General features: G+C 42.3%; 15 protein-coding genes. 3 read left to right on the top strand and 12 right to left on the bottom strand.

Features of this window, described 5'->3' with window-relative positions; genetic code table 11:
* Positions 1-229: 229 nt before the first annotated feature.
* A complete protein-coding gene (locus KHS38_RS03950) occupies positions 230-592 on the bottom strand; it encodes a BlaI/MecI/CopY family transcriptional regulator (protein WP_213487211.1) in 363 nt (120 codons plus the stop codon).
* A gap of 426 nt (positions 593-1018) precedes the next feature.
* Between KHS38_RS03950 and dprA the strand changes: the two genes are divergently transcribed.
* On the top strand, positions 1019-2122 hold the full coding sequence (dprA, locus tag KHS38_RS03945) for a DNA-processing protein DprA (protein WP_213487210.1): 1104 nt from the start codon (positions 1019-1021) through the stop codon (positions 2120-2122).
* On the opposite strand, the gene KHS38_RS03940 is transcribed toward dprA, so the two are convergent.
* The 9 genes from KHS38_RS03940 to sppA all read right to left on the bottom strand — a co-directional run bounded on the left by KHS38_RS03940 (position 2123) and on the right by sppA (position 11136).
* Positions 2123-2593 (bottom strand): SixA phosphatase family protein, encoded by a 471-nt coding sequence (locus KHS38_RS03940; RefSeq protein WP_213487209.1) that lies wholly within the window; start codon positions 2591-2593, stop codon positions 2123-2125. It abuts the gene before it with no gap.
* A gap of 136 nt (positions 2594-2729) precedes the next feature.
* Positions 2730-3419 carry a porin family protein gene (locus KHS38_RS03935; RefSeq protein ID WP_213487208.1) on the bottom strand — a complete coding sequence of 230 codons (690 nt, stop codon included), beginning with the start codon at positions 3417-3419 and terminating at the stop codon, positions 2730-2732.
* Between the two features lie 129 nt (positions 3420-3548).
* Entirely contained in the window at positions 3549-4184 is a 636-nt protein-coding gene (locus KHS38_RS03930) for a porin family protein (RefSeq protein WP_213487207.1), read from the bottom strand.
* 132 nt (positions 4185-4316) lie between these two features.
* Entirely contained in the window at positions 4317-5348 is a 1032-nt protein-coding gene (locus KHS38_RS03925) for a glycosyltransferase family 9 protein (RefSeq protein ID WP_213487206.1), read from the bottom strand.
* The gene (locus tag KHS38_RS03920; RefSeq protein WP_213487205.1) at positions 5348-5953 is read right to left on the bottom strand and encodes a DUF4254 domain-containing protein; all 606 of its coding nucleotides are present in this window, start codon (positions 5951-5953) and stop codon (positions 5348-5350) included. Before KHS38_RS03920 ends, KHS38_RS03925 begins: the two co-directional genes overlap by 1 nt.
* A 29-nt stretch (positions 5954-5982) precedes the next feature.
* Complete coding sequence (gene rfaE2 / locus KHS38_RS03915; RefSeq protein ID WP_213487204.1) at positions 5983-6477, bottom strand: D-glycero-beta-D-manno-heptose 1-phosphate adenylyltransferase; 495 nt, start codon at positions 6475-6477, stop codon at positions 5983-5985.
* Between the two features lie 81 nt (positions 6478-6558).
* On the bottom strand, positions 6559-7542 hold the full coding sequence (gene rfaE1 / locus KHS38_RS03910; RefSeq protein WP_213487203.1) for a D-glycero-beta-D-manno-heptose-7-phosphate kinase: 984 nt from the start codon (positions 7540-7542) through the stop codon (positions 6559-6561).
* Between the two features lie 41 nt (positions 7543-7583).
* On the bottom strand, positions 7584-9266 hold the full coding sequence (locus KHS38_RS03905) for a DNA polymerase/3'-5' exonuclease PolX (RefSeq protein WP_213487202.1): 1683 nt from the start codon (positions 9264-9266) through the stop codon (positions 7584-7586).
* A 76-nt stretch (positions 9267-9342) separates the two neighbouring features.
* A complete protein-coding gene (gene sppA / locus KHS38_RS03900; RefSeq protein WP_213487201.1) occupies positions 9343-11136 on the bottom strand; it encodes a signal peptide peptidase SppA in 1794 nt (597 codons plus the stop codon).
* Between the two features lie 87 nt (positions 11137-11223).
* Here sppA and folK point away from each other — a divergent pair, with 87 nt between their 5' ends.
* Both folK and KHS38_RS03890 read left to right on the top strand, forming a co-directional pair.
* Positions 11224-11703: a 2-amino-4-hydroxy-6-hydroxymethyldihydropteridine diphosphokinase gene (folK, locus tag KHS38_RS03895; RefSeq protein ID WP_213487200.1), complete on the top strand. Its 480-nt coding sequence runs from the start codon at positions 11224-11226 to the stop codon at positions 11701-11703.
* A gap of 22 nt (positions 11704-11725) precedes the next feature.
* Positions 11726-12091, top strand: a complete 366-nt coding sequence (locus KHS38_RS03890; protein WP_213487199.1) for an Hpt domain-containing protein — start codon at positions 11726-11728, stop codon at positions 12089-12091.
* 9 nt (positions 12092-12100) lie between these two features.
* Here the strand turns inward: KHS38_RS03890 and purS are convergent, their stop codons facing one another.
* Together purS and KHS38_RS03880 are read right to left on the bottom strand one after the other, a co-directional pair.
* A complete protein-coding gene (gene purS / locus KHS38_RS03885) occupies positions 12101-12355 on the bottom strand; it encodes a phosphoribosylformylglycinamidine synthase subunit PurS (RefSeq protein ID WP_249665265.1) in 255 nt (84 codons plus the stop codon).
* Positions 12352-13071, bottom strand: coding sequence for a CDP-alcohol phosphatidyltransferase family protein (locus KHS38_RS03880; protein ID WP_213487198.1), 720 nt, complete (start codon positions 13069-13071; stop codon positions 12352-12354). Before KHS38_RS03880 ends, purS begins: the two co-directional genes overlap by 4 nt.
* Positions 13072-13142: the final 71 nt, after the last annotated feature.

The raw sequence follows: 13142 nt of genomic DNA, 5'->3' as shown, positions 1-13142 counted from the left end.
GTCAAAAAAGATAACTCAATATTATCCGACATGCTGAAAGGAAATGCCAGCACACAAATCTCAAAAATACTGACTTTAAATAAAGCGATATAAGGCCATAAAAATTAAAAGACGACCATTGAGTCGTCTTTTTTTGTTAAATGCATTCTGTGGCTTAAAAATAAGCCTAATCAAATATGATAGGATAATGCTACCAAACCTCACAAATGCCAGCATTGTTTAGCGCTGTTTACTTCTTACTTCGCTCAGCCAACAAAATTAATTCAGCCAGCTCCGAAATGTTAAGCTTCTGCTCTTTCACCAGATAGGATATAAGCTCTTTATACGAATTATTAAAGTAGGCTTTGATCACCCGCTCAAAAGCAAATTTTTTGTATTCCTCGGCGCCCACGGTAGGGAAGTATACGTGTGAATTACCGTAAGCTTTATGCCCGATAAATCCCTTGCCTTCCAGCACCCGCACCACGGTAGATACGGTATTATATGCCGGTTTGGGGTCAGGCATTTTAGCCAAAATATCCTTAACAATGGCTTCCTTAAGTTGCCATAAAATCTGCATTACCTGCTCTTCTGCCTTAGTTAATTCCTTCATGATTTTTCAAAGCAAAAATAAACAACTATTTCCATAGTTTTAATAAACTATTTATATAGTCTTAATACTATTTTTATAGTTTCAATAGTGTTAAATTGTACTATTTTAATAGTTTGATAACTGTTTTGATAGTTTAAAATAAATTAAGTTACTGATATAGTGCTACTTATAATATTTTGCTAACCTCGTTGCATGTAGTGTAGTAATTCTATGCTTACTTACTCATAATAATAGCTAAGAGACTTGATGTAGGATATATTATGTTAAATAGAGAAGCCTTGCTTTAATAACACTGAGTTTAATGGTTACTTATACACCAGTTTCTATCGATCAAAGGTCAAGTCATTACTATCTGTTCGCTAATATTATGTTAAGTAGTATCTATTTTTGAAGGTGACTAAAAATCCATATTTTTAATGCTCACTTATGTCTATTATACATCAGCTTGCACTTACCTTTATTAGAGGTATTGGCCCCTCATCATCTAAATCTTTATTAGCGTATTTTGGCAGTGCCGAAGAGATATTCAGCGTTCCCAAAAGTCAGCTTTCTAAGGTGCCGGGTATCGGTACCTATCGTGCCGATCTGCTTAATCTCAACACCGCTTTAGAGCGAGCGAAGAAGGAGGCCGAGTATGTAGAGGAGAATGGTATTGATGTTGTTTTTTACACAGATAGCCGTTATCCTAAGCGTCTGAAAAATTGCAACGATTCACCTGTTTTGTTATACAGTAAAGGCAACGCCGACTTAAATAATCAAAGGGTGGTAAGTATTGTGGGTACCCGAAACGCAACCGACTATGGCCGCACGCTTTGCAAACAGCTTCTGGAAGACCTGAAGCAGTATGGTGTTTTAGTAGTAAGTGGTTTAGCCTTGGGCATTGATGGGGCAGCCCATAAAGAAAGCTTACGGCTTGATTTACCTACTATAGGTGTATTAGGGCATGGGCTTGATCGCATATATCCCAGTCAGCACCGTGGCATAGCCGAAAAGATGCAACAAAACGGCGGTTTGCTCACTGAGTTTCCTTCCGGAACGGTGCCCGATCGTGAAAATTTTCCGCAACGTAACCGCATTGTGGCGGGCATGGCCGATGCTATAGTGGTGGTAGAAGCTGGTATAAAAGGCGGCGCTTTAATAACTGCCGAGATCGCCAACTCTTATAACAAAGATGTGTTTGCTTTCCCCGGCCGGGTGGATGATGAGTTTTCGGAAGGATGTAATTTCCTGATCAGGAATCATAAAGCTGGCTTGCTAACCTGCGCGGCAGATTTGGCCTATATATTAGGCTGGGATGCAGGGCAGCAACCAGCCAAGCCGCAACCAAAACAGTTTGCATTGCCTATTGATTTAACCGGGCAGGAACGCCTCATTTTCGAAACTTTGCAGCACCACGATGCGCCTATTGCCATTGATGATCTTAGCATAAAATTGAATCTGCCTACCAGCCAGCTGGCCATGAACTTGCTGAACATGGAGATGCAGGGCTATATCAAATCACTGCCTGGCAAGGCTTATACTTTGAACTGATCAAGGGGCAAAATAATGCGTAATTGTTCCTGTTCCACTGGTTATATGTGCCCACTCATCAACATCGAACGTAAGTATTAAAGCCGTACCTGGCATTACATCACGTATCTCGTTGCTTAGGTTATAGGATAAGTAGGCTATGCCGGGATTATGGCCAACCATGGCCATAAAGTTTTGTTGGTTGTTCCAGGAATTAATTACCTTAAGTAAAACTTTTTCGCTGGCTTCATAAATATCATCATTGAAGCTGACGGAGGAAAGGTGCAGGTGATCTGCAATGATTTGAGCAGTGGTTGCAGTACGCAGTGCCGGACTAATAACCATGCTTTCGGGCACAAAGCCATGCGATTTTAAATATACTGCGGTTTTAACAGCGTCTTGTTTGCCCTGGTCTGATAACGGGCGCGCAAAGTCGCCGCCTTTCGCATGGCTTACGGCTTCAGCATGCCGAATTAAAAGTAGCTTTTTCATTTCGGTCAAATGTAGCTAAATGGCAAAAGATCTGGTGAATTTGCCTCGTTTATAGCAATAGCCTTCAAACAAGAAATTGCTATAAACAAAAAAGAGGAGACGAGCTCCTCTTTTAATTAGTATTATTAATGAATGATTAGAAGCTATAACCTATTGACACACCAATTACGCGAGTTTTCATTTTGGTATCGTCACCGTTGTTAATATTGGCTAAGCCTAAGTCGTAATTTACGTTTAAAGACAGGTTGTTATTAAAACGGAAGCCTGCTAAACCAGTTATTCCATAATCCATACGTTTAATACCGCTATCTTTACCAATCTCAATTTTTTCATCCATATCTTCTCTTTGCTCTACAGTATTTTGGCCATCTGTCCCTGAACCATATACATAACCCTTGTAATGTGCACTAACGGCAACAGCAGCGAAAGGGCCACCACCAATAAAGAAGTTTCCTGCATTTGTTCTTGAATTATACAAGAAGTTAACAGGTACTTGTATGTAATTGAGCTTCGTTTTTAGCTTACTTTCGGCATTGACATTTACAGATTCAAACGTTGCTGTTGCAGTTTGACTAATTTTAAATCCCTTACCCGAATAGAGTAATGCTGGTTGAATAGAGAAACCTTCCGAAACTTGGACATCCGCAAATAAACCTGCGGAGAAGCTGGTCAAGTTGCCTGCGTTTGCACTGGTAGAGGAGCCTTCTGTACTTAGATGAACATTCGCGAAATTAACGCCGCCTTTGATACCGAATTTAGTTTGAGTTTGTGCAGATGCAACAAAAGAAGATGCGGCTAATACGATAGCCAGAAATACTTTTTTCATAAATTGTAATAAAGTTTGTGGCCGCGAAGGTACAAAAAAAGAGCTTATTAAAGTAACCAAATTAACTGCAAATTTTGGTGCAGTACATACAGGCGATTGTAGTATAAATAACAACAAGTTTAAAATTGCTTATTTAAATTCGTATCCAAATGAAATCCCCCACACCCGGTTCTTCATACTGATCTTTGGAGTATAATCCGGAGTTATATTACTCAGCCCCAAATCATAATTCACGTTTATTGAGAAACCGCTTTTTAATTTAAACCCTGCCAAGCCAGTTGCACCGAAATCAAATTTTTTGGTACCGCGCCTTAGGTCATTATCAGGCGGTATTATGTCAACAACATTTGAAACAAGTGCAAGTGAATAATCAATGTTTTCTTTCACATTACCAGATAAATTATAAGCCGCATAGGGGCCTACACCGAAAAAGAAAATACCACCTTTTGAAGGTATATTGTATACTATATTTACAGGGATTTGCAAGTAGTGTAATTTCGTTTTGGTGTCCTGTCTTTGCCTTATATATCCATTGGGGTATACGCTTCCGCCACCTTTCCCGGTAAAAAACAAACCAGGTTGTATGGTAAAGTTTCCACCCAGCTGTTGATCGGCATAGATGCCGAGTAAAAATGATGTTATATTTTCGTCAGATATAAATATGGGCGAAGTTGACTCAGTATTGAATTTTGCGAAGTTTACACCGGCTTTAACACCGAATACGGTTTTACTTTGAGCAAATGAGGCAAAGGTGGCAGCAGCCATCAAGGCAGTTACGAACAGTCTTTTCATAATTGTAATTGAGGTTTAGGTTATATACGTTGTGATGTATAATAGTGAAACAAACTACAATAAAAGTTCTGTATAAAAAATATAAAATCAACTATTGATGTCAATTTAGAGGATAAAAGGCAGTAGCTTATCCAAAATACTTTGTGGCTCAATATTGTACAAACAGGCATAATCTTTTCGGAAGCAGGGCTTGTTACCGTAAACCGAACACGGCCTGCAGGCTATATCATCTGCAATAATATTATTTTCTGACTGGCCATAACCCAAAAAGCCTGCATAATGATGCGTTGCCCCCCATACCGATACTACAGGTATACCTTTCAGGGAAGCCAGGTGCATGCCGGATGAATCCATACTAAGCATTACATCCAACTGGCTAATAAGCGCCAGTTCCTGCTGCATGTTTATTTTGTTGATCACTGAGGTGACGTTTTGGTACTTCTGTTCCCAATCTTCAGCAACCGCCTGTTCATTGGGGGAGCCGCCAAAAACAAAAATGCGAATGGATTCATGGTTCAAGAGTTTTACAACTTCTTCCATGCGCCCCAAGGGATAAATCTTGCCTTTGTGTTGGGCAAAAGGCGCAATGCCGATCCACTTGCCCGATTTTTCGCCCGTTAATTCTATAAAATTATCCGGGAGCTTGTCTGGCTGCGGTTGTATTCGGTTGTTAAGTGTAACAGGAAATCCAAGCTTTCTAAAAACGTCAGCATAACGCTCAATCGTACTTCTTAATGGTTTAAGTGCTTTGTTGGGAAACCGGACCAGCTTCTTTTTTTCATCCCGGCCTTTATCTACACGCTGGCCGTGAATACCCGAAAGCAGATATAAGCTTTGTAAAATATTGCTTCTTAAGTTGTTGTGCAGGTTGGCAACGGCATCAATACGCACGTGGCTTTTGAGGCGGTTAAATAGTTTAATGCTGCCTGTCCAGCCAGTATATTCGGTTTTAAAATCGGCCGGGAAAAAGTGCAGACGATCAATGCCGTCAAAAAAGGCGGCAAAGCCGGGGCGCGATACGTAGGTGATATGCAAATCGGGATGCTGCTGCAAGAGTTCTTTTATTACGGGCACCGTCATGGCCACATCGCCCATGGCCGAAAAGCGTAATACCAATATGTGCTTACCAGCGCTCATTACTGCTTATTACCATATAAAATAGGGTTTAGCAAGGGGTCGTTGTACATTTTCATCTGGCGGTATACCCGCATGTAACGGTCGCCGTTCTCAATATCTTGCAGTAATTGGTCGATAGCTAAGGTCAAATCCCGGCGCTGTTGCAGTAATACGGCCAGTTTGTTCTGGCACTTGAGTAATTGCTGTGCATCAGTATCCGTGCGCAAAGTTTCCTCGCGCATATGATAAATTTTGAGTGCCAGAATAGAAAGGCGATCTATAGCCCACGCAGGGCTTTCGGTATTGAACCGTGCTGAAGGTTTGGGTTCAATGTGCTGGTAACGCTGATAAAAATGATCATCAATCTGTTCCACAATATCCGTACGATCCTGGTTGGATTGGTCGATCATGCGTTTCCAGCTCAATGCAGCCACCGGGTCAATATCCGGATTGCGCACTTCGTCTTCCATGTGCCACTGCGCGGTATCAATCCAGCATTTTTGGTATAGTAAATACGATAGCGTACCGGCCGAATAAGGTACAACAGGTGTACTGTCAATCTTATTTAGTTTGTGGTAATCGGTTACTACCTGATCAAAAAGCTGATTAAATTCTTCGCTAACCATATGGCCCTATAAAAGGGCAAATATACGGATTAACCTTTTATCTTTTTTATGATTGCCGATGATGAGTAGCCCTCAACAAAATCTATGGTTTTCACTTCGCCGCCATTGGCCATTACTTCGGTGGCGCCAACAATGTTTTCAATCTGGTAATCACCGCCTTTAATTAAGATATCAGGCAAGAGGGTACTGATCAGATTGAGTGGCGTATCTTCCTCAAACACCACAACGGCATCTACAAAAAACAGAGTGGCCAGCAGCATAGCCCGGCTGTTTTGGTTATTAACCGGCCGGTCGGGACCTTTTAAGCGTCTTACAGAAGCGTCTGAGTTCAAGCCAATAATCAATTTATCACCCAGTTCGGCGGCTTTGGCCATATAGGTGATATGACCGATATGCAGCAAATCAAAGCAGCCGTTGGTAAAAACCACTTTTTGGCCTTGCTGCTTCCAGTTGTCAACCTGCTCTTTTAAGCCTGTCAGGTTATTTATTTTAGCAAGCAGCTCGTTTTCTATACAGGCTTTCATTGGAAGTAAAGGTTAAATAGTTTTGAATATTGAGTGATGAGCAATAGCCTTAAGCGTATTGCTCGTTCACAAAATTAAAGATTATTGGTTGCGAACCATATCATCCATTATTTCATCCAGGTTAGTAGTAGCACTGCCAACCCGACGTATTACAATGGCGGCAGCATGGTTAGCCAGTTCGCCGGCCTCCTCCAAACTCATGCCCAACGACATAAAGTAAGCTAAGGTAGCCAGTACCGTATCTCCGGCACCGGTTACATCAAAAACTTCTGTAGCTTTTACGGGCAGCATCTTGTAAGTTAGCTCGCTCATAATGGCCATCCCTTCTTCGGAAAGTGTTACCACTAAATAATCGGTATCTGTTTGGTTAAAGATGACTTTAGCAGCTTCCTGCAGATCCTCGGTTGTGCGGATCTTCTCGATCTTAGCCGCTTCGGTAAGTTCTTTGCGATTGGGTTTGATGATATGCGCACCTTTATACTTGGCGTAGTTTAAGCCTTTTGGGTCAACAATTACTTTTTTTTGCTGCTCAGTAGCCGCCTTTATCAGTTTCTGACTTAATGAGGGGGAGAACAAACCTTTATTATAGTCAGAAAATAGAACCATATCAGCGCGGGCGATGCATGAAGTTAGTTTCTCGAGTAGCTCATATTCCATGTTTTCGCTTACCGGCTCCGTCACTTCCCTGTCAACGCGTACAAGTTGGTGGCTGCCTGCCAGTATGCGTGTTTTTACAGTAGTTGGGCGGTTGCCGTCTTTTACAATGGCACAAGTGTTAATGCCCTCTTTTTCCAAAATGGCTGTTAACTGTCCGCCCGAAATATCGTCACCAACCACGCCGGCCAGGGTTACCTTGGCTCCCAGTGTAATGAGGTTTTGTGCTACGTTGGCAGCACCGCCTAAAGTAGTGGTTTCGCTTTTTACATTAACCACCGGTACTGGTGCCTCGGGCGAAAGGCGGGTAGCATCGCCCCACACATAATGGTCAATCATGAGGTCACCTATTACCAGAATATCAGGCTGCTCGCCCGACTGGCGTATGGCATGTACTTTATCTATTAACATTTATAATATCAAGTTTGGTTGAATACGATGCTATTAACATACTATGCCCTGATTTGCTTTTTTTGTTGAAACTTTTCTTTGATACCCTCCAGCGGCAGGGCGTTTAAACACATTTCTTTGGTTAAACCTCCTTTGCGTGCCGATAAGATACCGTATTCCATATCATGAAAACCTTCTACGCGGTGTGCGTCTGGGTTAATGGATAGCCATACACCTTTATCCAGCGCGTACTGGCACCAGCGCCAGTCCAAATCCAACCTTAGCGGATTGGCATTGATTTCGATTACCACACTGTTGGCGGCACAGGCATCAATCACTTTTTTATAGTCAAAAGTATACCCCTTTCGGCTTAGTAACAAGCGACCTGTAGGGTGGCCTAATATAGTGGTGTATGGATTTTCAATGGCTTTAACTAAACGTGCGGTCGCTTTGTCTTCATCCATCTTCAGGTTGGAGTGCACAGATGCTACGACGAAATCAAAACTTTGCAGTATTTCGTCAGGATAGTCCAGCGAGCCATCACTAAGGATATCTGATTCGATGCCTTTAAATATATGGAAGCCTTCCAGTTTCTGATTCAGACGATCAATTTCTTCATGTTGTTGCATCACGCGCTCAATACTTAAGCCTTTAGCGTAAAATGCACTTTTGCTATGGTCACAAATGCCGAGGTATTTCAGCATCATTTCGTCGCGGCAATACAGGGCCATTTCTTCCAGGGTATTGATGCCATCGCTCCAAGTACTGTGGTTGTGCAGCGATCCTTTCAAATCATGTAAATCAATCAGGTCGGGCAGCTTATTGTCAATGGCTTTTTGTATATAGCTATCGCCTTCGCGCAGTTCGGGTTGTATCCAGCACATACCGGCTGCTTTGTAAATGATTTCCTCGCTCGCTGGCTGGTCGGGTGATGCATCCATGTAAGATAGCACCGCTTTAATATGTTCCTCGCTACCGGTTTGCTCAAATAATGTGCTGTAATAAAAATGTTTATCTATCACTACAAGATGAACAGACAACCCATTGGCCGTTTTACCAGTAACAAGGTTATTGTCTGTTTGTATTTCAGTGAGGAGGGTGGTTGTCGACAGCGTTTGCAATGCCAATTGTGCGTCACGTGTGCCAATTACCATAACCAGTTTTTCAATTATTTCGCAGCAACGGCGGTATTCACCAGCAAAATCTATAAGCGCATCCGGAAAAGTTGCTTTCAGGCCAGTCATTAATTCATCAGCCTCTGGTTTAGATTGTGCGTAAAGCATTTTGCCGCTGCTGGCCATACGGAATTCGAGCAAGCGTTTTACTTCTTCCTGCGTTTTTAAACCAAAGCCTTTGGCCTCGGCCAATCGGTTTTCATTGCAGGCATAGTAGAGTTCGCCTATATTGTCAATACCCAGCTGATGCCAGATGGTGGCAATCTTTTTCGGACCAATGCCCTTTATACCCAGCATCTCAACCACACCGGCTGGGGTAGCCTGCAGCAAATCTTCCAGATCTTGGATGGTGCCGGTTTGCAGCAGTTCCATAATGTAGCCGGATATGCTCTTTCCTATACCTTCAATCTGGTTCAGTTGCTCAATGCTTTTGCCGGCAACCGGGTAGGGCAGCTTATCTATTTTAAAAACAGAATTACTTACAGAACGTACTTTAAAGGCATTTACTTCGTGCAGTTCCATTAACTGCGCTAACAACTTAAGTTTGCGGGAAATTGGTTTGTTTTCCATACTTGAAAGGCTGCAAAAATACAAAAGCCGTTTCAATGAACGGCTTTTGTGGATATTTAGTTTGTATGGGTTGAGCTTACTTAATGTCGAGTACAAATGGTAAACGGGCTTGCGGCACACGCATCATCTTTTGTATACTTTTTAGCTGTTGATAGTACTCGTAATTTTCACCCAGTTCTGATTTTACCATTTTAGCTTTTGCCTGGGCCACCATACCAGTATTTAGCTGGCTAAGTATGCCTTTCTGTTCGGGGTAGGCTACCAGTTTATAATCTTTACCCAGTTTGGCTTTGCGGGCTGCGCTGTTAATGGCGTCGTTTATGCTGCCTAAGCGGTCAACCAGGCCAATTTTCAAGGCTTGCTCGCCGGTCCATACGCGGCCCTGGCCAATATTGTTTATATAAGCCTGTGTTTTGTGGCGGCCACTGGCTACTGCCTTGGTAAAATCGTCGTAACCGTGGTTAACTTCATTTTGTAAAATTGCACGCTCCTCTGTTGTAAGCGGGCGACTCACGTCTCCCAAATCGGCATACTTGCCGGTTTTTACACCATCAAAGCTTAAGCCCAGCTTGCCATGCAAAAAGTTTTGCATATTAGGCAGAATAGCAAATATTCCGATTGAGCCGGTAATGGTATTGGGTTGTGCAATAATGGAATCGGCCGCGCAAGAAATATAGTAGCCGCCCGATGCTGCATAATCACCCATGGAAACAATTACCGGTTTAACCTTTTTGGTTTCGCTTACCTCGCGCCATATAACGTCTGATGCTAATGAACTACCGCCCGGTGAGTTAACACGCAGTACTATCGCTTTAACATTATCATTCAACCGTGCTTTGCGAATGGCAGCCGATATCCGGTCTGATCCGATGCTGTTATCGTCGCCTTCACCACCGTTAATTTCGCCTGAGGCATACACAATGGCAATTTGGTTTTTAACATCTTTCTTATCGCCATCCTCATCGTCGCCCTGCGCTGCATTTTGGGCATAGTCGCTCAAGTCAACGCTCTTCAGGTTCTTCTTCAGGCCGGTGCCGGTCATTTTCTTCAGCTCGTCCAATACCTGGTCTTTATACTTAAGGCCGTCAACCAGTTTATATTTAACTGCATCTTCCGGAAACTGGATTTTTAATTGGTTAACCATGCTGGCCAGACTGTCGGCCGGGATTTTGCGGCTGGTGCTGATGCTGGTTAAAAAATGGTTGTAAAGCGAACCCAGATAAGCATTAACCTGCATACGGTTGGCATCACTCATTTTATCCAGAATAAAAGGCTCAACCGCGCTTTTATAGGTGCCTACTTTAATTACCTGTGCTTCGATACCCAGTTTATCTAATGCACCTTTAAAGAAAGTGATTTGTGAGCTATATCCCCGGAATTCGAATATACCTTTTGGATTGATATATACCTTATCAGCTACGGATGCCAGGTAGTAAAAGCCCTGGCTATAAATTTCCGAATACGCAATGATGAATTTTTTTGATTTTTTGAAGTCGATAAGCGCATTACGTATCTCTTCGGTAGTGGCCTGGCCAGACAGCATATAGCTATCGTTCAAAAATATACCTTTGATATGATCGTCCGTTTTGGCTCTTTTAATACCGGCAAGGATATCATTTAGTCCAACGCTTTTATCTTTATCAAAACCCAGAAAGCTTAATCCCGACAGGGGGTTATTGGGCGAACGTTCGTTAATCTCAGATTTGAAAGAAACATTGAGGATGGAATTCTCAGCTACCTCTTCAGGCTTATCTTTGCTGGCCGATGCGATAATGCCGCCAATAAGCATGGCAAAAAGCAGGAATACCACAAACCCCGCTATAAAGAACCCAACAACCGAGGCGAGTACAAACTTGAAAAATTGTTTCATTAACTATTTTAAATATTATATCTATGCAAACTTAACGATTTGAAGTCTTATATAAATTAGAGCTTCATCTATAATATTTGTTACAACATGATAGATGTTTATTTGCTCTTAGGCAGTAACCTGGGCAACCGGCAATTGTTTTTACAGCAAGCCATTACACATATACAAGCGCAGGTAGGGCAGGTCATCAGGCAGTCGGCCGTTTATGAAACCGCAAGCTGGGGAAAAATCGATGCGCCTGCTTATTTAAATCAGGTGCTGCTGGTGCAAACCAATTACCAGCCTCGTGCGTTGCTTAACGAACTGCTGCAAATTGAATTGCTGCTGGGCCGGGTAAGGGAAGAGAAGTGGGGATCGCGAACGATGGATATAGATATATTATTTTATGATAATGATATCATTAACGAGCCCGGGCTTATTATCCCGCACCCTGAATTGCATAAGCGCCGGTTTACTTTAGAGCCCCTGGCCGAAATTGCACCGCATTTACAGCATCCGCTTTTGGATGAAGCTATTTTAGTGCTTAAAAACAAACTGAGCGATAATTTAGAAGTGAAAAAATTATAATTTTGATAAATATTTCATCGTTATGTCGAACGTTACACCCGATCTGGATCTTAGTTTTTTAGAAGAAATTGCTGATGGCAGCGATGATTTTATCATCGAATCAATTGATATGTTTATGCAGCAAACCCCGCAGCTGATGGGGGATATTGATAACGGCATTGCCGGGCAAAACTGGCCCGTAGCTGCAGCCGCAGCTCATAAGCTAAAACCAAATTTAGGATTTTTTGGTATGCTTACCTGCCAGGGCCTGATGCAGGATATTGAGCACATGGCTAAAACCGGCGCGCCTGATGTACAGGCAATTACCGGCAAGTTTAACAGTGTACGTGAAATTATAGATGCCAACCTAAACAGGCTGGTTGAGATAAAAGCAGAAAAAGGGGCGTAAGCCCCTTTTTTATATTGCTTGTACAGTTATTGTATAATCTTCCATAATCAGATTAGCCAGCAGGCTTTTGCAGGCTTGTTCTGTTTTGGCACGGGCAGCCTCTTCATTTTCGGCTTCAACTTCAAAAGATATGTGTTTGCCTATGCGCACGTTTTGAATTTCGGGAAGGCCTAAGTTTTTCATGCTGCCGGTTACTGCTTTTCCTTGCGGATCAAGAATTTCTTTTTTAGGCATTACGTCTATTTCGGCCTGGAATTTCATCATTTTACGAGTCTGAATTGTATTACGGATAAGGCGATATACATTATGATAATCGCCGGAACTGCGGCAAATTTAAAAAATAGTATCAGAATTGCCGAAATCATCAGCAAGAAATACCGATAAATATTTCCCTGAAAATCGCGGTTCTTGAATTTGAGCGACATGAGCGGCATTTCTATTACCAGTAGCATGCACATGATGCCCACAAACAAGGTCAGGAAGAATGGATTCAGTATAAAGTTAATAAAGAAGTCGTAATGGCTGGGATCTTTAATAATTAACGGAAAAGACCCGATCAGTATGGCATTGGCCGGGGTAGGCAATCCTATAAAGTTTTCCACCTGCCGGGTATCCTGGTTGAATTTTGCCAGCCTGAGTGCCGAAAATACAGGGATCAGGAAAGCAACAAAGTTTAGATAAGTACTTACATGGTCAATCTGCGGCGCTTTCAAAAACAGTTGGTACATGATAAGAGAAGGCAGTACGCCAAAGCTTACCATATCGGCCAGCGAATCTAAGTCCTTACCAATTACTGAGAATGATTTAAGTACGCGTGAGGCCAGGCCATCAAAAAAGTCAAATATGGCGGCTAAAAAAATGCAGTAAGCTGCATAAACCAGGTTATCCTGTAATGTTACAAAAACAATACCTACGCAACCGCTAAACAGGTTGGCACAGGTAATAGCATTAGGTACATGCTTTTGAACGCGTTTCCTCATTGTTGGCGATGAAGGTAGCCAATTAATGTTAAGGTTTTATAAAATTGTGAGGTTTTAATGGAATTCTAACC

Source organism: Mucilaginibacter sp. Bleaf8 (genome assembly GCF_018390515.1).
GTDB lineage: Bacteria > Bacteroidota > Bacteroidia > Sphingobacteriales > Sphingobacteriaceae > Mucilaginibacter.
This window is presented reverse-complemented; position numbering and strand designations above follow the sequence as displayed.